Here is an 18,094-nt window from a genome sequence, read left to right on the forward strand (position 1 = left end):
CTAAAGAGTCCAATGACCTGATTTTCCACCCTTCTTTTCAAGAAGTTGGACATGATCAATTGTCATAAACCGATCAACTGCTTTACACATGTCATAGACCGTCAGTGCGGCTATACTTGCTGCAGTCAAGGCTTCCATTTCAACACCTGTTTTGCCATTAAGTTTTGCTATAGCAATAATATCAACAGAACTATCTTCAATATTTGGTTTGAGCTCAACACTCACTGTAGAGAGCATTAATGGGTGGCAAAGCGGGATCAGTTCGGAACATTTTTTTGCAGCTTGAATTCCAGCTATTTTAGCAACAGATAAAACATCTCCTTTTTTATGAGAACCTGAAATAATCAATTCAAGTGTTTCGGGCTTCATCAAAATTCTAGAGCTTGCTTTCGCTTCACGCGCAGTAATATCTTTTTCTGAAACATCAACCATTTCTGCATCACCATTTTCATTAATGTGGGTTAGCTTACTCATTGAATTAATTCACTTAATGGATAATAATCGAGAATGGTACCACTATCAAAAGTAGTATTTTCAGGTATCTCAATAATTCCATCAGCCCAGACCACTGAACTCATTACATCTGAGCCTTGTTTAGGATATAGATTTGCTGAAGGCGTTTCATGAGAATAGTCAATACGAACTCGAGCATATTCGCGCCTTGGTTTAGCTCGATTGCAATTAAAATTTGTCTTGACTTTATATTTTTTAGATGCGAATTGATTGTTTCCCTGCATTTTCTTTATAAACGGTAACGCAAAAATACAAAATGTGACAAAACTTGATACAGGGTTACCTGGAAGGCCAATAAATGGTATTTGCTTTACTTTGCCATATGCAAGTGGTTTGCCAGGCTTCATTCTAATTTTCCATAGGTTAAGCTCACCAAGTTTTTCAACAGCTGGTTTAACATGGTCCTCCTCTCCTACTGAAACCCCGCCAGTAGTCATAATTAAATCACACTGACTCGAAAGTGATTCAAGGGTATCACAAGTCGAATCTAGTTTGTCTTCTATATTGCCTAGATTCAAAACATCACAACCTATTCTATTAAGTAATGCAACAAGCGCATAGCGGTTTGAGTTGTAAATTTTTCCTGGTAATAAGGGTTTTCCAGGCTCAACTAATTCATCTCCTGTAAAGAAAACACCCACTTTAATTTTTTTAAAAACGATTATCTCAGCAACACCAACAGATGCTGCAAGAGAAACATCTTGGGGCTCTATCTTTTTTCCGGAGATTAAAATCACATCATCCTGACGAATATCATTACCAGTTGGACGAATATTTTCATCCAATTGAATTGATCTCTTTACAAGAATTTGAGACCCATCATCTGAAGGCTGACATTCCTCCTGCATAATAACAGTATTCGCACCCTCAGGAATAGGGGCGCCAGTAAATATTCTGGCAGCGTAGCCTGTTTCAAGTTTGTTACCAGTTGATCCAGCAGTTATCCTGTCTACTACATTAAAAGTAAGGTTTTTTTTGGATACATGATCGTCATCTAGCGCAATCGTATAACCATCCATCGCACTATTATCAAAGCCTGGCACATTGATTGTTGAGTGAATATCTTTGGCTAAAATCCTTCCAACAGAATCATCTAATGAAACTGCTTCAGTTTGGCTTGAAGGAATAGATGAGTCAATCAGAAATGATAAAGCATCATCAGCACTCATCAGTGAATCACTAAACATTACAGAGCCAGGTGGGATCGCCTTATTCTTCATACCGTTGAATCGTTATAATTATTTATTGAGTGTATTATACAATTGCAAGTCATTTTTCTAATTACAAATAACTTGAAAAAAGAACAGTTAATAAGTGAAAAAAATATTAAAAAATGAAATTTCAGTTGTAATCTTAGCTGGCGGAAGAGCATCGAGGATGGGTGGAAAGGATAAAGGCCTTATTGAGCTTGATGGCGCCCCTTTAATTGCATATGTTCATGAAGTAGTTAAAAATAAAGCTAGTCATATCTTTATAAGTGCTAATAGGAATACTGAGCAATATTCTCTTTATGGAGAGGTTATTATTGATGATTTGAAAGATTTTCAAGGGCCTTTGGCTGGCATTTCTAAAGCGCTAAAGTCCTGTGAAACTAATTATTTACTAGTCCTTCCTTGTGATAGTCCTTATATCGATTCAAAGCTAATTGATGATATGATTGCTGTAATGTCTTTGAGTGACTCAGATATTTGCGTGGCACACGATGGCTCGATAATGCACGCAACATTTGCTTTGATGAACTCGAACCTTGGCACCAGTTTGGATAAATTTTTAGACAGTGGTGGTCGTAAAATGGCATTGTGGTATCGACAGCAAAACACTAAAAGAGTAGATGTTTCAAATCATTTAGAAGTCTTGACTAATCTCAATAGTCCTGAAGATTTTTAATTCTCATTTTTCCAGTGTTTTTTCTTCTCTTCATCCTGCGATCTTGACTTCACCCAGTTCTCGGATTTTGTAGTTGATTCTTTTTTCCAGAATGGGGCATCAGTTTTTAAAAAGTCCATAATAAAATTACATGAGTCAAAGGCCTGCTGACGATGCCGACTGGCAGTAATCACAAGTACAATTTGATCATTTACATCAAGTTTTCCAATTCGATGAATAATGGTTACGCTTTGGAGCTCCCATTTATTTTTTGCTTTATCAACGATTGACTTGAGTGATTTTTCAGTCATCCCTGGATAATGCTCCAGAGTCATTGTATTTAGATTTTTTGACTCAAGATCTCTGACAGTTCCTACAAAGCTTACAATTGCCCCAATGTTAGAGTTACTCGCTTTAGCCAGAGCAACTTCAGTCGTTAAATCAAAGTTCTCAGATTGAACAATAATTTTATCCATCAGTTAATTTTATCGGTTTTATCAACAAATGAATGGCCCTTTGATTTTTTTATTTGGATTATAATTTTATGATGTTTTTAACACTTTTGAATTGATGAATAAACTTAACTTAGATTATTTTCAGAATCTTGATAATAGTGACCCATTAGCAAAATATAGAGAGGAGTTTCATTTACCAAAAAATATCATTTATTTTGATGGAAATTCATTGGGGTTATTGCCTAAGAGAACCATTAAAAACTTAGAGAAAACAATTTATCAGGAGTGGGGTGAAGAGTTAATAAGAAGTTGGAATAATGCAAATTGGATCAATATGCCCCTAACTCTTGGAGATAAAATTGCTCCACTACTGGGCGCTAATCCTGGTGAAGTTATTGTTGTTGATAGTACCTCAGTGAACTTGTTTAAGGTTTTATCATCTGCGTTAATTTTAAACAAAAGCCGAAAAGTCATCGTGAGTGAGGCTTCCAATTTTCCATCTGATCTTTATATCCTGGAAGGTGTAAATGAAATGTTTGGCAATAATTTTGAAAGCTGTTTAATTGAAGAGGGCGAAACTGATGTTGAGAAATATATTGACTCTTCTACTGCTGTAGTGATGCTTTCACATATCAATTACAAAACTGGCCGAATCAGTGATATGAAAAAAATTACAGAGCATGCTCACAACAATGGCGCCTTAGTCGTTTGGGATTTAAGCCATAGTGTAGGCGTAATGCCCATGGATTTACATAAACACAATGTTGACTTTGCAGTTGGCTGCACCTATAAGCATTTAAATGGAGGTCCAGGTGCACCTGGATTTCTGTATGTTAGCCATGATCTTATAGAATATGTTTCACAGCCTCTAACTGGCTGGTTGGGACATGCTAACCCTTTTGGTTTTGAGGATCAATATAATGCTTCAAATGATATTAAAAAATATATTTGTGGGACCCCACCTATCCTTTCCTATAAGGCAGTAGAAAGCGGTCTTGAAATCTTTAATGGAATATCAATGATCATGGTTCGTGAAAAAAGTATTCAATTATCTGAAGCGTTTATTGCTTTGATACAACAAGAATGCGCCGAGTTTGGTTTTGAGCTTTTATCACCAAAAAATGCAGATCAGAGGGGTAGTCAGATCTCATTTAAGCATGATGACGCATACCCAATTATGCAGACCTTAATATCACATGGCGTTATTGGCGATTATCGCGAACCTAATATATTAAGATTTGGTATCTCACCTCTCTATATGAAGTTTGAGGATATTTGGGAGGCAATAATGTGTTTAAAAAATATAATGGAATCTAGAGAATGGGATTCAGATCAATTTAAAAAAAGAAATTATGTAACTTAGATACTAAGTTTGTTTTGATAGCCTGCCAACAAGAGATATGCCCAAAGCAACAGAGGGTCCAATTCCTAACGCAAATATCATGGTTCCAAGGCCAACTACCTCCCCTAGAAGCTTATCAATATTATTGAGAAGACAAATGGATCCAATAACAACTACACTAATCTCAATTATTGTTCGAATTGAGTATATTCGCATATTGGTTACTTTTTGAAGCCCAATCATTAAGCCATCTCTTGGCCCAGCTCCCAAGTTACAGATTAAATAAAATCCGCTACCTAGGCCAATGATCAAAACACCTATTACAACTTGTAATACCTGTAAAAAGTATGTTTGAGGATAGGGCAGGTAAAAAACAGAAAATTCAATGGTCAGTGCAATAATAAAGGCATTTAATATTGTTCCCATTCCAGGTTTTTGTTTTAGAGGTATCCATAATAGTAAGACAAATATACTAATAACAAAGGTAGAAAAACCTAGCGACCAATCAGTGAGATTAGATATCCCTTGTGCCAAAACTGTATAGGGCCCAACTCCAGCACCGCTTGTAATTAAAAGGCTTTCACCTAGTCCAAATAAAAATAAACCAAACACTAAAAGAATAAAGGTAGTTGGTTTTGGTTTTATGTTGTATGAATCCTCTGAGCTCCAGGATGTCTTAGGTATTTCTTTAACAGTAAATGTTTCTCGAAGAAGTTTCATTGGTAGCCAAGAAAAAAATTATGTTAATAATACAGATGTTTGAACTTGTTTATAAAAAGACTATAGATATAAATATATTCTCTCTGATTTAGACTTTAGGGATAATCATAAATTAATTAGAACTTAAAGCGTGTTGAAGAAAACTAAGAACTTAAGTATTATGAAATTGTTAATTAATCAATCAGATATTCGAAGCTTTAATGAGGATGGAGTTGTTATTCTTAGAGGTGTTTTTAGTGAATGGATTGAAACTCTAATAAAAGGGGCAGAGAGGCATATTGAGAACCCAAGTGAAAGAGCATTGACCCATCATCATGAAAAATATAAAGGACAATTTCTAGAAGATTTTTGTAATTGGAAGGCTATTCCAGAGTATTCAGATTTTATATTTAATTCCTCTTTAGCTTTAATTGCTTCAAGCTTGATGAAGTCTAAATCAACACAGTTTTTTCATGACCATTTTTTTTATAAAGAAACAAACTCTGGGGTGCCAACACCATGGCATCAAGATATGCCTTATTACTGCGTTTCAGGTCAACAAACTGTTAGTTTTTGGCTTCCATTAGAGTCAAGAGAAAAGAGTGTTTCATTGAAGCTATTAGCGGGGAGCCATCAGCTTAATAAAGAGATACGTCCAACAAGCTGGGCTAGTAATGAAAGTTTCTACGAGGACAGTGAGGCTTTTATGGATCTACCCGATATTAAGGAATTTACAACGAAAGAATGGAAAACGGAGCCAGGCGATGTCGTCGCTTTTAATTTCAAAACAATTCATGGTGCGAATGCAAATATCGCCAATAAAATAAGCAGAACTTTATCTTTTAGATTGTTGGGTGATGATGCAGTTTATAAGCAAAGACCAGGAAGAACTTCACCAAGTTTTCCAGGTATTAATCAAAAAAATGGGGAGCGCCTCAGAGAAGATTGGTTTCCAACCCTAGTAAGTAGATAATCTTTATGGATATTGCTAATTTTTCAATTGAAATTCTAACGTTTTTATTTTTTGTTGGAGTTGTGGCGGGCTTTCTAGATACACTTGTTGGTGGCGGTGGATTGCTTTCTGTTCCTGCGCTTCTCTTAAGCGGCATTCCTCCAATATATGTTCTTGGAACTAACAAGTTTCAGGGTAGCATGGGCACTGGAATAGCTACTTTTTTATTGTTTAGGAAAAAAAAATTAGATTGGAATTCTGTTAAAAGTTTAATGTTCGCTTCTTTTATAGGTTCAATATTGGGGGGAGTTATCATTCAATTTGTTGATACGCAGTTCCTCTCTTTTGTAATTCCAATCGTTCTCGTTTTTATAGCAATATATTTTATTATTTCTCCCAAACCTAAATCTACTGTTAGTAATTCAAAGTCTAATAAAAAGTTTGAATTTTTTGCTGTTCCAGTAGTTGGTTTTTATGACGGGATGTTTGGTCCTGGGGCTGGTTCCTTTTTTGCAATGACAGGGGTAATGCTTAAGAAACTCGAAATTATCCAAGCAACAATCCTAGCAAAGCCACTAAATTTTGCATCAAATATTGCTGGATTCATAGTCTTTTTCAGTTTTGGCCATATCGCTTTTTTAATTGGCCTTCTAATGATGATAGGGCAAATGATAGGCGCTTTTTTTGGAACTCATTATTTATTGAAAGCCAATCCACTAATAATTAGGTTCTTAATTGTTATTATTTCAATTTCAATGCTTATCAAATATATGCTTTCGCAGAGTTAGTATTGATTTATTTTCTAGGTATGTCAAATTGAGTTTTAAAGTGATGCCATTCCAAGCGTTCAGGGTAATTTCGTCGATAGTCTTCAAATTTTGAAATATCTGAAATGACCTCGTCATCATCTTTAAAAGAATATATTGAATTTAGAGTCGCATGAAGCGTTTTTTCTTCAATCACCATAGATTCACGATTAATCAGCGTTTCAACTTCACTATTCATTGGTTTTTGTGTGAATTCGCATAACTCTTTATAGATCATATAACTTCCCATAAACTTGGCATCGATAGAGTGTCCAGCAATATGTGGTGTAGACCAGTACGCTGACTTTTGAAGAGTCTGGTTAATATTGGGTTCATTCTCCCAACAATCAATAATATTAGCCTTGGTATTGATTGTTTCCCAAATGGCTTCATCAATGACTCCACCTCTGGCCGCGTTTATTAGAATTGTATCCTCAGTAATGAGATTAAAATTTTGACTTCCAAGAAGATTATGAGTTGGATAAGGCCCATTTTTTGTTAAAGGAGTATGAAAGGTTACTATATCTGCACTAAGAGCTTTTTCTAAACTGACATAGCCATCAGCATCTTCTTTTTCCTCTCGTGGTGGATCATTTAAAAGCGTATTCATTCCAAGCTGCCTTGCTTTAAAGTCAAGTCTTCGACCCACATTACCAACTCCAATAATTCCGAGCGACTTCTCAGCTAAGTTGAAACAATAATCATGCGCAAGATTTGCTAATGCACTAATCACGTACTCAGTAACTGCATTAGCATTACAACCTTGAGCAGATGAGAAAGCTATATTGTTTTTATATAAATAACTTTCATCAATATGATCCAGACCTGCAACCGTTGAACCAACAAAAGAAATTTTTGTACCCTCTAATAGTTCTTGATTTACCTGTGTTCTTGATCTCACAATTAACATATCGCAGTCTAACAAACTCTCTCGACTAATATCTCTACCTGGAAGAGTTACTACATCTCCAAACTCAGAAAAAATCTTGCTAAACCCCCAAACAGCATCATCAACCATTAGTTTCATTTAGGTATTCTCCAATCAATAGGATTTTGATTTGTTGATTCAAGATATTCATTAGTTTTTAAAAAATGTTCACTACCAAAGAAGCCTTTATGTGCAGAAAAAGGTGATGGGTGTGGAGCACTGAGTATTAAGTGTTTGCTGCTATCTATCAATTCAGATTTTTTATTAGCATAGGCGCCCCAGAGAATAAAAACTAAATTATTTTTATGCTCATTGAGAAGACTAATCACATGATCAGTAAAAAACTCCCACCCTTTGTTCGCATGAGCTGCTGGAGAATGTCTTTCAACAGTTAGAACACTATTTAGAAGCAAAACCCCTTGGTTAGCCCAAGTGACAAGATTACCATGACCAGGATTCGCAAAATTTACATTGTTTGATTCCAGCTCTTTATAAATATTTCTTAGGGACGGAGGTATGGCGGTGCCTTTTGGGACAGAGAAACTAAGTCCTTCTGCCTGACCATCTCCATGATATGGATCTTGACCAAGAATTACAACTTTTGTAGAGTTAAAACTTGAATATTCAAAGGCTTTGAACCATTCTCCTCTTTGCGGATAAATTTCGCTATTAATTCTTGAGTTGAGAAACGAGTATAGCGAGATAAAGTAATCCTTTTCTTTTTCTTTAGAAAGATATTTAGACCAATCACCAATACCTTGAGTCATGATAAGTTCATAGGATCGAATGAATTTGTATTGATGAAGTTAGATTGCATTTAAATAGTAAATTTTTTTTTATGGTTTAAAATGATTTTAAATCATGCATTTATTTGAGCGTCTCAAGGATTGGATTTATTATAACAAGGATTAAGCATGACTGACTGGATCAGTAGGTGGGAAAACAATAAGATAGGTTGGCATGCCGACCAAATCAATAGACAGCTCATTGAGTATCTAGATCAACTTAATATGTCTCCAGGGGATACGATTTTTGTTCCCTTGTGCGGAAAAACTAAAGACATGTTATTTCTACTCGAAAATCAAATAAATGTGATTGGCGTGGAGATGAGTTCTATCGCAGCAGAACAGTTTTTTTCAGACAATAACTTATCTTATTCAATATCAAATTTAGATGGATTCATACTATATGAAGGCGATGGATTAAGAATTTATTGCGGTAATTATTTTGATTTAGAGGTAAGTCATCTGCAGGAGGTTAAGGCAGTTTATGACCGTGCTTCATTGATCGCTCTAGATGAAGAGTTAAGACAAAAATACGTTAAACATTTAAGTGATATAATAGTTGAAGATGTTAGGATTTTATTGTTAACTTTGAATTATCCTCAGCATCAAAAATCTGGCCCACCGTTTGCAGTTAGCAGGCCTGAGGTCGAGGAATTATTTAGAGGATCTTTTCAATGGCGAGAGCTAGACTGTATTAATGATATTGAAAATGAGCCAATGTTTCAAAATCTAGGTGTAGATTTTGTTGAAAAGGCAGTGTATTTACTGCAAAAAGTGAGAGTGTAATGGCAAAAAAAATGACAGGCGAAGTGGCCCAATTTGGCACAAAGGGATATGGATTTATTACAGGAGATGATGGTGAAAAGTACTTCGTTCACCAAAAAAATGTTTTTAATAAATCACGTTTAAGAAGTGAGACAAGAGTTAAATTTAAAGTTGAGAGCTCTGATAAAGGTTTAGTTGCAATTGATGTTAAATTAGAAAAAGTGGTTGAGGAGTCTGAACCATTGACTGATAATGACATTAAAGCAATGTTTGGAGTTTTGTTGGTCTTTCAACTGATTGTTGCTTACTTTGTGTTTTTTGGATAAATGAAAAGACTTTTAGCATTAGGATTACTTATTATAGTAACAGTTTCAGGTTGTTTATCAACACCTGCAAGGGAAGTAACAAATGTATGTAATTTGCTAGATGAAAAGGTTAGTTGGTATCGCGCAGCTAAACTAAGTGAGGAGAAATGGAAAGTGCCGATGCATTTGCAATTAGCTATTATCCATCAAGAGTCTCGCTTTGCTTCAAGAGCAAAACCACCACGTAATAAAATTTTTGGATTTATCCCAGGAGCAAGACCTACTGACTCCTATGGATATACTCAGGCTAAAAAAGCTACATGGGAATGGTACCAGCTCAAAACTGGAAAAAAAGATGCTAGGAGGGATAATTTTTCTGACGCAATAGATTTTGTTGGATGGTATGCTAATCAATCTAATCTAAGGTCTAAGATAAGTAAAACAGATGCATATCGTCAATACTTGGCATACCATGAGGGTCATGGTGGATTTAACAAGAAAAGCTATGAAAAGAAAGATTGGCTGATCTCTATTGCAAAGAAAGTTGAGAATAAGTCTAATACATATAAGTCGCAGCTTTCTCAATGCAGAGAGCAACTCGATAGTAATCGAATCTGGACACTCTTCTAGACTTAATTTTAAATAGTTTTAAGTTTGTTGCTGATGCAACTTTGAATACTCACCTGAATTTTTTATAAGCTCTGAATGGGTTCCTTGCTCAATGATTTCTCCATTTTTTAAAACAATAATTCGATCAGCACTTTGTATCGTAGTTAATCGGTGTGCAATAATAATAGTAGTTCTATCTTGTTGCATTTTATTAATAGCCGACTGAACAAGTTTTTCTGTTGCTGAATCTAATGCAGAGGTTGCTTCATCAAGAATCAATATAGGGCTATCTTTTGCAATAGCTCTAGCTATTGAAAGTCTTTGACGCTGTCCGCCAGAAAGTGTTACACCATCTTCACCAATATTAGAATCAAACTTCTTATCTAGTTTTTCAATAAACTCAATTGAATTAGAAATTTTTGCAGCTTCGATTATTAAATCCATTGGCATTGTCTCTTTTTTGACCAAATGCTATATTTCCACTAATAGTATCATTGAATAAGCGCACATTCTGATCCACATATGAGAAGTTAGCTCTATAAGACTCTAATTCAAAAGATGTAATATCTTTGTCATTAATAGATATCATTCCAGTATTTGGTTTATAAAACCGAGTTAATAAATTTACCAATGTAGTTTTTCCACTTCCAGTAGAGCCAACTAGAGCAATGGTTTCACCTTTAGTAATTTTTAAATTAATATTTTTAAGAGAGGATTTTTTGTTGTTATATGAAAAACTTACATTTTCAAAATGTATATCTCCACTAATTGAATTAATTGGTAGATTATTAAAATGATTGTCTTCAATTTTTTCATCAATTAGAGTAAATACACTTGCAGAAGCAATCATGGCTCTTTGAAGTGGCTTGTTAATATTAATTAAACTTTTAGCTGGTTTGACTAGCATGGCCATCGCTGTAAAAAAAGCAAGAAAATCTCCAGCAGTCATTACTAGGTAGGTTGAAGAAAAATATACTACTATTGCTAAAGATAGACCAATTAATATATTAACAATAGAGGTGTTCACGGCACTAGCCATATCTAACTTGAAGCGTTGTTGCCTGATAATTTTTACAAGATTATAAAATTTCTTTTTTTCACTTTTTGCAGCATTATAAATTTTGACTAAATCGATTCCAGAAATATTTTCATCCAAAAGGTGGGTCATGCTCCCCATACTATCTTGAACTTTTTTTGTACTAAGTCTCATCCTTCTTGTAGAAATTTTTACTGCTATGTAAACGAGAGGCATTAGAATGATTAAAGAAGTGCTTAGTAAAAAATTCTTATAGAATAAGTACGAAGTAAGTATTAGAACACTCAAAGAGGATTTGATTAAATCTAGCCATATAAAAGACGAAGCAGCTGAGATTTGCTCAACATCAAAAGTTAACTTGGATAGAGTCTCCCCCGTTGTAGTTTTATCAAAATATGACTTTGGCAATTTAAGAAGATTAGTAAACATGTCAACTCTAATACTCATAACTACTTTGTTAGAAATCCAAGAGCTAGTACTGACAGAAATTAAGGAGAAAATTGAGCTAAGAGTAATAATTGAAAATAATATGATTGCAAAGAGAAAAGCGTTATTTTTAGAGCGATTTTCAGAAAATAAGCTATCAACTATTTGACCGGTAATTTCAGGAATTGAAGCCTCTAAGGCTGTAGCAAAAGCCATCATAATTGAAACAAAAATGAATTTGCCAAAATGATTTTTTATGTAAGGAAAAAGCCTCTTTAAGAATTCTTTAAAATCCATCTTGATTTGTTTGTTTGGATGTGCCCATATTCTACACAAATTTAGGTATCATAGCTATTTCAAACCTTGTTAGTTTTACATGACAAAATACATCTTTATAACTGGCGGTGTAGTTTCCTCTTTAGGTAAGGGGATAGCCTCTGCTTCGTTAGCTTCAATTCTTGAAACTCGTGGCCTTAATGTCACTCTTCTTAAGTTAGACCCATACATAAATGTTGATCCCGGTACCATGAGTCCTTTTCAACATGGCGAGGTATTTGTTACTAATGATGGAGCAGAAACTGATTTAGATTTAGGGCACTATGAGAGGTTTGTTCGAACTAAGTTAGGTAAAAAGAATAACTTTACGGCTGGTAGAGTTTATGAAAATGTTATTGAACGTGAAAGAAAAGGTGATTATTTGGGCGCAACTGTTCAAATTATCCCCCACATTACAGATGAAATAAAAAAATTAATGAAAGAGGGGGCAGAAGAGGCTGATATTGCCCTGGTTGAAATTGGTGGAACTGCTGGTGACATCGAGTCTTTACCATTCTTGGAGGCTATAAGGCAAATGAGCCTGGAGTTAGGGCGTGAAAATACTTTATTCATCCATTTAACTCTTCTTCCCTACATTAAGGTTGCAGGGGAGCTCAAAACAAAACCAACCCAGCACTCAGTCAAAGAGCTTAGAGGGATTGGAATACAGCCAGATATTCTTATCTGTCGATCAGAACATGAGTTAGAAGATTCTGACCGTAAGAAGATTGCGTTATTTACAAATGTTGCTGAAGATTCAGTGTTTATTTCGTTAGATAAAGATACAATTTATAAGGTTCCTGAAGATCTGCATAGTCAAGGCTTAGATGATGTCGTAGTTTCAAAATTAGGATTAAAGTGCGGTAAAGCAGATTTGTCAGAATGGAAAAATGTTGTTTCAAGGTTGGAGAGTCCAAATCATAGCGTAGATATTGCAATGGTTGGTAAATATATGGATTTAACTGAATCTTATAAATCCCTTTCAGAGGCTCTCATCCATGCTGGTGTTCATACTCAAACAAAAGTCAATATCCATTATTTTGATTCTGAAGAAGTTGAAAAAAATGGCGCTGAAAGTTTAAGTAAAATGAGCGCAGTACTGGTGCCAGGTGGTTTTGGCATAAGAGGTATTGAGGGTAAGATCAAAGCCGTTCAATTTGCCCGTGAGAATAATATTCCATTTTTAGGGATTTGCTTAGGTCTTCAAGTTGCTGTTATAGAGTTTGCACGTCATAAAGCCGATATGAAAGGAGCAAATAGTACTGAGTTTGATGAAAATACAGCTTATCCAGTGATCGGACTTATCACTGAATGGCAAGATGAAAATGGCGATACCCAGACGAGAGATACTGATTCAGATTTAGGTGGCACGATGAGGCTTGGTGGTCAAGAATGTACCCTTGTTAAAGGAAGTCATTCACAAAAGATCTATGGGTCCCCAAAAGTGACTGAAAGGCATCGCCATAGATATGAAGTTAATAACAAGCTTATATCTCAAATTGAAGCAGCTGGACTTGCTGTTTCTGGTAGATCACATGATGGCTCACTTGTTGAAATGGTTGAAATTACTGACCATCCTTGGTTTGTTGCCTGCCAGTTTCATCCTGAATTTACCTCAACACCTAGAGACGGCCATCCGCTCTTTGAAAGTTTTATTAACGCTGCAAAGGAAGCGCATAATTTGATACTTTCCTAAATTCTGTGCACTTTTATTTAATATTGGGATTTTTTAGATGGAAAAAACTGATATTTTAGTTTTGGGAGGAGGCGTTATAGGTCTTTCTGTTGCCTTAAGAATGCTTAGCCTAGGAAGAGAAGTTACTCTTATTGATTGCGAAGAGCCAGGCTCCGGAGCTTCATTGGGTAATGCTGGCACAATTGCAGAATATGCAGTTCTACCTGTTGGCTCTCCAGAAGTGATAAAGAGATTGCCTGCACTTTTATTTAATAAAAATAGTCCGATTGCAATTAAACGCTCTGAAATCATCTCTCTAGCTCCTTGGCTAATGAAATTCTTGTATCAATCGATGCCAAAACAGGCTGCAAAAAATGCACAATCGATCGCTGGCATATTAGTTAATGCAAGACTTCGATGGGAGGAGTTGGCAAGTCAAATTAATGGCAGTTCACTTCTTAATTCCAATGGTAGTATCTATATCTATAATTCAAAGTCAATCTATGACGCTGGTGTAAAAGATATTAATCATAGAAAAACTTTAGGCTTGAATGCACAAATGCTAAGTCCCTCAGAGCTTAACAAGTTAGAGCCTAATATTAATCTAACTGAAGGCGGCGCAGCCTATTTTCCAGACTGTGCCTATATGAGCGATCCTGGAAAAATGATGAAGCTATTGTTAGATGCTTGCATTGATAAAGGATGTCATGTTATTAGGCAGTCCGCTAAAAATGTTGAAAGATCAAAGACTGGTATCGAAGTAACTTTAGATGACAAGTCTAAAATATTATCAAAGCAACTAGTTGTTTCTGCAGGCGCTTTTTCTAAGAAGTTTGCAAAACAAGCGGGAGACAATATACCTTTAGATGTTGAAAGAGGATACCATGTCGAATATGATATGAATGAACCACTCCTCAATAGACCTTGCTGCTCTGCTGACGGTGGTTTTTATATGTCTCCAATGACAGGGAGATTAAGAGTCGTTGGAACTGTAGAGCTAGGCGGAGTTAGTCCTCAGATTTCTAATCATAGAATCAATCATCTTGAGAGCGGCGCATTAAATTTTTTTCCAGACTTAGGAAAACCAAATAGGGCATGGTTAGGATTTAGGCCATCAATTCCTGATAGTAAGCCTGTCATTTCCGCCTCAAAAAAAGGCAATGATATCGTTTATGCTTTTGGTCATGGCCACATAGGCCTTACACTAGCTCCCATTACTGCTGAGATTGTAGAGGCAATTATCACAGGGAAGGAGGCTCCCATTCCAATTCATGAGTTTTCAGTTCAAAGGTTTTAAAAATTTAATTTTATTTCTTTTTGACAAACTTCATCAGCCGCTTTTTCTTTTGAATTTGACGTGCAGAAAGAATATTTTTTTTATCTTTAAATGGGTTGTCGCCACTTTTATATTGAATTTTAATAGGAGTATTCGTTAACTTGAGGGCTGTAATAAAAAAATTCTTTAGAAAACGCTCGTAACTATTAGGTACATTTTGAACATGGTTGCCATGAAAAATCAATGTGGGTGGAAAAACATCAGATTGATTGACAAACTTTAGCCTCATTCTCTTTCCAGCAACTGAAGGAGGTTGATGTGTGTTGTTGGCCTGTTCTAATATTCGATTTAGAAGTGAGGTAGGAAACCTTCCACCTGCATTCTCATAAGATCTTTTAATGGGTGAGAATAATTTACCAACACCTGAGCCATGGAGTGCAGAAATGTAATGAACTGTGGCGTAATTTACAAATGAGAGTTTTATATCTAACTTTCTTTTTACTTCACTTTTTTGATAATCATCTAAGCCATCCCATTTGTTGATAACAATGAGTAAGGCCCTTCCTTTATCTGCTATTAGCCCTAAGAGTGTTGCATCTTGCTCAGTGACCCCTTCATGGGCATCCAAGACCAAAATAACAACATGCGAATCACTGATGGCATCTTTAGCTTTGATAATACTAAAAATTTCGACCTTTTCACTTACGCTTCTTTTACGTCTTATACCCGCTGTATCAATCAGAGTGTATTGCTGACCCTCTCTTTCAAAAGGAATAAATATTGAATCTCGAGTAGTTCCAGGTAGATCTACCGCCATGACTCTTTCTTCTCCTAAAATTCGATTAATTAGAGTCGATTTTCCAACATTGGGCCTACCAAGAACAGCAACTGCAATCCCCTCTAGTTCAGGTTTTTTAAACTCAACAGCTTTAGGTAGAAGAAGGATTGTTTTTTCTATAAGGTCAGGAATGCCTTGATTATGTTCTGCTGAAATAAGGGTTGGATCACCTAGTCCCAGTTCATAAAATTCTGCAGCTGAAGCTTTATTTAAACCCTCAGCTTTGTTACAAACTAAAATAATATTTTTCTTTAGCTTTCTTAGCTGGGCTGAAATATCAAAATCTAAAGAAGTAACTCCATCCTTATTGCTGACAATAAAGTATATGACATCGGACTCGTTGAGTGCATTAATTACTTGACTATGAATACCCGTATCAATGATTGAATCTTCATTAGTTAGGCCGCCAGTATCGACAATAGAGCAATAAATACCACTATCTAACTCTATGTTTGCATATTGACGGTCTCTAGTCAGTCCTTCAAAATCAGAGACGAGGGCTTGCCTTGAGTTGCTTAGACGATTAAACAGCGTTGACTTGCCTACATTAGGCCTGCCAACCAGAGATATGATAGGGTAGCTCACAATCAGTAACCAGCAATGTTTCTAACTGAGATCGTCCAGCTTGATCTGAATCAATTGCGTAAGGCTAGAGTTTTCAGTGATATTGTCAATCGCTAGAGTGTAATTCTTTTTAGCTTCTTCAATATTTCCAAGATCTAGAAAAACATCTCCAGCAAGATTATAAAAGAGTCCCGAAAAGCCCTCTATATTCTCTATATTGAGAACAGATAGGGCCTTTTCATGTTGCCCAAGTTCAAGATGAAGCGACGCTGATCGTAATATTGCTGTCGAAGCAATGACTGAATTTTCTCTTGTTGTTAAGGGCTTAAGAGCATCTAGCGCTAGAGAGTAATTGCCTGCATCAAATAAATATTTAGCCATCAAAAGAGTGCCTTGATCAGCATAGCTACTAGACGAGTGATCTTTAATCAGTTTATCATAAGCACCAACATTGGCTGAGTCTGACGCATAGCTTAAATAAAGCGATCGAGCATTCAAAGCCTGACTATCTTGATAATCAACATAATAGTTCCAACCAAAGACGCCTGCAACACCAAGAACAGCTCCTGCAATAATTTGTTTGCCATTGGCATCCCACCATTTTTTAATCTTATCAACTTGCTCTTCTTCTGAATCGCTAATTTCTATAAAGTTTTTCATAATATCTCCTGAAGGTGGTGAATGATACCCTCAAGTTTAATTGATTGCTGAACTCCTTGGCCCTTTAGAGGTTTTATACTTATATGGCCCTCTGATAATTCCTGTTCTCCAAGAATCATAGCGAAGTCTGCCTCAGATTTATTTGCTTTTTTCATTTGATTTTTAAGCGTTCCCATGCTCATGTCATTAGTAATAGTAATATGAGGGAGAGCTTCAATAATTTTTTTAGATAGGTTCATAGACTCAATATTGGCACTATCTCCGATTGAGGCAAAATACAAATGAGGCCTCTTGTTAATTATTTGATCAGACTTATCTTCAATGAGGAGGGCTATTCGCTCTAATCCCATAGCAAAACCAATTGCTGGTGTAGCATTACCTCCCATTTTTTCAACAAGTCCATCATATCTTCCACCACCGCATATAGTTCCTTGAGCGCCAAGATCATTTGAAATCCATTCAAAAACAGTTTGATTGTAGTAGTCAAGCCCTCTAACCAGTTTAGGATTGACCTTATATGAAATATCAAGGCTCTCTAGGTAATTCTTTAAGGCATTAAAATGATGATTAGAATCATCATCAAGATAATCAATCATTTTTGGAGCGCCAGAAATTAAACTCTCAAGTTCTTTATTTTTACTGTCTAGAATTCTCAGTGGATTCGTTTTTAAACGCCTCAGACTATCTTCATCTAGTTGATCCTTGTTATCGTTAAAATATCCTGACAATATTTCTCTGTAAGAGGCGCGACTTTGCGCAGAGCCAAGAGAATTGATTTCCAGTTCAGCATCAATTCCTAATGTCTTCCAGAGAGCCTGAGTTATGGATATTAATTCAGCATCAATTTTCGCATCAGAAACGCCAAATACTTCAGCACCAACCTGATGAAATTGACGGTATCTTCCCTTTTGAGGACGCTCATGCCTAAACATAGGGCCATTATAAAAAACTTTTTGAATTCCCTCTCTGGGTAAATTATGCTCAATCATCATTCTTACAACACCAGCTGTACCCTCTGGTCTTAAGGTAAGAGAGTCTCCATTATTGTCCTTCCAGGTATACATTTCTTTCTCAACAATATCTGTTACTTCTCCAATGGCTCTTGCAAAAGTTTCTGTGCTCTCAATGTTGGGAGTTCGGCAATATTTATAGCTATATGAAAGAAGCAGATTGCTAATGGTGCTATCTAAAAAACTCCAGATATTTGAATCTGCAGGAAGAAGATCGTTCATTCCACGGATAGCTTGAATTTTTTTTGACATTTATAATCTTAAAATGT

At 35.8% G+C, this 18,094-nt stretch carries 20 protein-coding genes; 9 read left to right on the forward strand and 11 right to left on the reverse strand.

From position 1 onward, the window contains the following. Together moaC and AC5YGB_RS02875 are read right to left on the reverse strand one after the other, a co-directional pair. Complete coding sequence (moaC, locus tag AC5YGB_RS02870; RefSeq protein WP_496137747.1) at positions 1 to 474, reverse strand: cyclic pyranopterin monophosphate synthase MoaC; 474 nt, start codon at positions 472 to 474, stop codon at positions 1 to 3. Continuing rightward, positions 471 to 1,733 (reverse strand): molybdenum cofactor synthesis domain-containing protein, encoded by a 1,263-nt coding sequence (locus tag AC5YGB_RS02875; RefSeq protein ID WP_496137748.1) that lies wholly within the window; start codon positions 1,731 to 1,733, stop codon positions 471 to 473. Before AC5YGB_RS02875 ends, moaC begins: the two co-directional genes overlap by 4 nt. 94 nt (positions 1,734 to 1,827) lie before the next feature. On the opposite strand from AC5YGB_RS02875, the gene mobA reads away from it, so the two are divergent. Beyond that, the gene (gene mobA / locus AC5YGB_RS02880; RefSeq protein WP_496137749.1) at positions 1,828 to 2,400 is read left to right on the forward strand and encodes a molybdenum cofactor guanylyltransferase MobA; all 573 of its coding nucleotides are present in this window, start codon (positions 1,828 to 1,830) and stop codon (positions 2,398 to 2,400) included. On the opposite strand, the gene AC5YGB_RS02885 is transcribed toward mobA, so the two are convergent. Beyond that, positions 2,397 to 2,855 carry a molybdenum cofactor biosynthesis protein MoaE gene (locus AC5YGB_RS02885; RefSeq protein WP_496137750.1) on the reverse strand — a complete coding sequence of 153 codons (459 nt, stop codon included), beginning with the start codon at positions 2,853 to 2,855 and terminating at the stop codon, positions 2,397 to 2,399. The two genes, mobA and AC5YGB_RS02885, sit on opposite strands and share 4 nt — an antisense overlap. A 94-nt stretch (positions 2,856 to 2,949) precedes the next feature. Between AC5YGB_RS02885 and kynU the strand changes: the two genes are divergently transcribed. Further along, a complete protein-coding gene (kynU, locus tag AC5YGB_RS02890; protein ID WP_496137751.1) occupies positions 2,950 to 4,197 on the forward strand; it encodes a kynureninase in 1,248 nt (415 codons plus the stop codon). Between the two features lie 3 nt (positions 4,198 to 4,200). Here kynU and AC5YGB_RS02895 read toward each other — a convergent pair whose 3' ends face one another. Continuing rightward, entirely contained in the window at positions 4,201 to 4,896 is a 696-nt protein-coding gene (locus AC5YGB_RS02895) for a DUF6198 family protein (protein ID WP_496137752.1), read from the reverse strand. A gap of 160 nt (positions 4,897 to 5,056) precedes the next feature. Between AC5YGB_RS02895 and AC5YGB_RS02900 the strand changes: the two genes are divergently transcribed. Beyond that, a complete protein-coding gene (locus AC5YGB_RS02900; RefSeq protein ID WP_496137753.1) occupies positions 5,057 to 5,848 on the forward strand; it encodes a phytanoyl-CoA dioxygenase family protein in 792 nt (263 codons plus the stop codon). 5 nt (positions 5,849 to 5,853) lie between these two features. Next, on the forward strand, positions 5,854 to 6,615 hold the full coding sequence (locus tag AC5YGB_RS02905) for a TSUP family transporter (protein WP_496137754.1): 762 nt from the start codon (positions 5,854 to 5,856) through the stop codon (positions 6,613 to 6,615). A gap of 7 nt (positions 6,616 to 6,622) precedes the next feature. On the opposite strand, the gene AC5YGB_RS02910 is transcribed toward AC5YGB_RS02905, so the two are convergent. Further along, a complete protein-coding gene (locus AC5YGB_RS02910) occupies positions 6,623 to 7,660 on the reverse strand; it encodes an NAD(P)-dependent oxidoreductase (protein WP_496137755.1) in 1,038 nt (345 codons plus the stop codon). After that, positions 7,657 to 8,328, reverse strand: a complete 672-nt coding sequence (gene ung / locus AC5YGB_RS02915) for a uracil-DNA glycosylase (RefSeq protein ID WP_496137756.1) — start codon at positions 8,326 to 8,328, stop codon at positions 7,657 to 7,659. The genes AC5YGB_RS02910 and ung overlap by 4 nt, the downstream gene beginning before the upstream one ends. Positions 8,329 to 8,475: 147 nt before the next feature. Here ung and AC5YGB_RS02920 point away from each other — a divergent pair, with 147 nt between their 5' ends. From AC5YGB_RS02920 to AC5YGB_RS02930, 3 genes are read left to right on the forward strand one after another with little or no spacing between them, the layout of a single operon-like run. Then, positions 8,476 to 9,132, forward strand: coding sequence for a thiopurine S-methyltransferase (locus AC5YGB_RS02920; protein WP_496137757.1), 657 nt, complete (start codon positions 8,476 to 8,478; stop codon positions 9,130 to 9,132). Further along, positions 9,132 to 9,437 carry a cold shock domain-containing protein gene (locus AC5YGB_RS02925; protein WP_496137758.1) on the forward strand — a complete coding sequence of 102 codons (306 nt, stop codon included), beginning with the start codon at positions 9,132 to 9,134 and terminating at the stop codon, positions 9,435 to 9,437. The genes AC5YGB_RS02920 and AC5YGB_RS02925 overlap by 1 nt, the downstream gene beginning before the upstream one ends. Then, a complete protein-coding gene (locus AC5YGB_RS02930) occupies positions 9,438 to 10,046 on the forward strand; it encodes a transglycosylase SLT domain-containing protein (protein ID WP_496137759.1) in 609 nt (202 codons plus the stop codon). 18 nt (positions 10,047 to 10,064) lie between these two features. Here AC5YGB_RS02930 and AC5YGB_RS02935 read toward each other — a convergent pair whose 3' ends face one another. Beyond that, a complete protein-coding gene (locus AC5YGB_RS02935; protein ID WP_496137760.1) occupies positions 10,065 to 10,469 on the reverse strand; it encodes an ATP-binding cassette domain-containing protein in 405 nt (134 codons plus the stop codon). Next, positions 10,435 to 11,784: an ABC transporter transmembrane domain-containing protein gene (locus AC5YGB_RS02940; RefSeq protein WP_496137761.1), complete on the reverse strand. Its 1,350-nt coding sequence runs from the start codon at positions 11,782 to 11,784 to the stop codon at positions 10,435 to 10,437. The genes AC5YGB_RS02935 and AC5YGB_RS02940 overlap by 35 nt, the downstream gene beginning before the upstream one ends. Before the next feature lie 79 nt (positions 11,785 to 11,863). Here AC5YGB_RS02940 and pyrG point away from each other — a divergent pair, with 79 nt between their 5' ends. Further along, positions 11,864 to 13,498 (forward strand): CTP synthase, encoded by a 1,635-nt coding sequence (gene pyrG, locus AC5YGB_RS02945; protein ID WP_496137762.1) that lies wholly within the window; start codon positions 11,864 to 11,866, stop codon positions 13,496 to 13,498. Between the two features lie 37 nt (positions 13,499 to 13,535). Continuing rightward, positions 13,536 to 14,774: an FAD-dependent oxidoreductase gene (locus AC5YGB_RS02950; RefSeq protein ID WP_496137763.1), complete on the forward strand. Its 1,239-nt coding sequence runs from the start codon at positions 13,536 to 13,538 to the stop codon at positions 14,772 to 14,774. 10 nt (positions 14,775 to 14,784) lie between these two features. On the opposite strand, the gene der is transcribed toward AC5YGB_RS02950, so the two are convergent. From der to hisS, 3 genes are read right to left on the reverse strand one after another with little or no spacing between them, the layout of a single operon-like run. Continuing rightward, positions 14,785 to 16,176: a ribosome biogenesis GTPase Der gene (der, locus tag AC5YGB_RS02955; RefSeq protein WP_496137764.1), complete on the reverse strand. Its 1,392-nt coding sequence runs from the start codon at positions 16,174 to 16,176 to the stop codon at positions 14,785 to 14,787. A 21-nt stretch (positions 16,177 to 16,197) separates the two neighbouring features. Further along, positions 16,198 to 16,815, reverse strand: a complete 618-nt coding sequence (locus AC5YGB_RS02960) for a tetratricopeptide repeat protein (RefSeq protein WP_496137765.1) — start codon at positions 16,813 to 16,815, stop codon at positions 16,198 to 16,200. Beyond that, a complete protein-coding gene (gene hisS / locus AC5YGB_RS02965; protein ID WP_496137766.1) occupies positions 16,812 to 18,077 on the reverse strand; it encodes a histidine--tRNA ligase in 1,266 nt (421 codons plus the stop codon). The genes AC5YGB_RS02960 and hisS overlap by 4 nt, the downstream gene beginning before the upstream one ends. Positions 18,078 to 18,094 lie beyond the last annotated feature (17 nt).

The organism is Candidatus Pseudothioglobus sp. uisw_142, from assembly GCF_059512465.1.

Bases quoted from the DNA above. Each gene is read 5' to 3' on its own strand.
- AC5YGB_RS02925 (WP_496137758.1), top strand. From the start codon at position 9,132: ATGGCAAAAAAAATGACAGGCGAAGTGGCCCAATTTGGCACAAAGGGA.
- hisS (WP_496137766.1), bottom strand. From the start codon at position 18,077: ATGTCAAAAAAAATTCAAGCTATCCGTGGAATGAACGATCTTCTTCCT.
- kynU (WP_496137751.1), top strand. From the start codon at position 2,950: ATGAATAAACTTAACTTAGATTATTTTCAGAATCTTGATAATAGTGAC.
- AC5YGB_RS02920 (WP_496137757.1), top strand. From the start codon at position 8,476: ATGACTGACTGGATCAGTAGGTGGGAAAACAATAAGATAGGTTGGCAT.
- AC5YGB_RS02895 (WP_496137752.1), bottom strand. From the start codon at position 4,896: ATGAAACTTCTTCGAGAAACATTTACTGTTAAAGAAATACCTAAGACA.
- AC5YGB_RS02875 (WP_496137748.1), bottom strand. From the start codon at position 1,733: ATGAAGAATAAGGCGATCCCACCTGGCTCTGTAATGTTTAGTGATTCA.
- AC5YGB_RS02900 (WP_496137753.1), top strand. From the start codon at position 5,057: ATGAAATTGTTAATTAATCAATCAGATATTCGAAGCTTTAATGAGGAT.
- AC5YGB_RS02960 (WP_496137765.1), bottom strand. From the start codon at position 16,815: ATGAAAAACTTTATAGAAATTAGCGATTCAGAAGAAGAGCAAGTTGAT.
- AC5YGB_RS02885 (WP_496137750.1), bottom strand. From the start codon at position 2,855: ATGGATAAAATTATTGTTCAATCTGAGAACTTTGATTTAACGACTGAA.
- AC5YGB_RS02905 (WP_496137754.1), top strand. From the start codon at position 5,854: ATGGATATTGCTAATTTTTCAATTGAAATTCTAACGTTTTTATTTTTT.
- ung (WP_496137756.1), bottom strand. From the start codon at position 8,328: ATGACTCAAGGTATTGGTGATTGGTCTAAATATCTTTCTAAAGAAAAA.
- AC5YGB_RS02910 (WP_496137755.1), bottom strand. From the start codon at position 7,660: ATGAAACTAATGGTTGATGATGCTGTTTGGGGGTTTAGCAAGATTTTT.
- AC5YGB_RS02950 (WP_496137763.1), top strand. From the start codon at position 13,536: ATGGAAAAAACTGATATTTTAGTTTTGGGAGGAGGCGTTATAGGTCTT.
- moaC (WP_496137747.1), bottom strand. From the start codon at position 474: ATGAGTAAGCTAACCCACATTAATGAAAATGGTGATGCAGAAATGGTT.
- AC5YGB_RS02930 (WP_496137759.1), top strand. From the start codon at position 9,438: ATGAAAAGACTTTTAGCATTAGGATTACTTATTATAGTAACAGTTTCA.
- AC5YGB_RS02940 (WP_496137761.1), bottom strand. From the start codon at position 11,784: ATGGATTTTAAAGAATTCTTAAAGAGGCTTTTTCCTTACATAAAAAAT.
- pyrG (WP_496137762.1), top strand. From the start codon at position 11,864: ATGACAAAATACATCTTTATAACTGGCGGTGTAGTTTCCTCTTTAGGT.
- AC5YGB_RS02935 (WP_496137760.1), bottom strand. From the start codon at position 10,469: ATGGATTTAATAATCGAAGCTGCAAAAATTTCTAATTCAATTGAGTTT.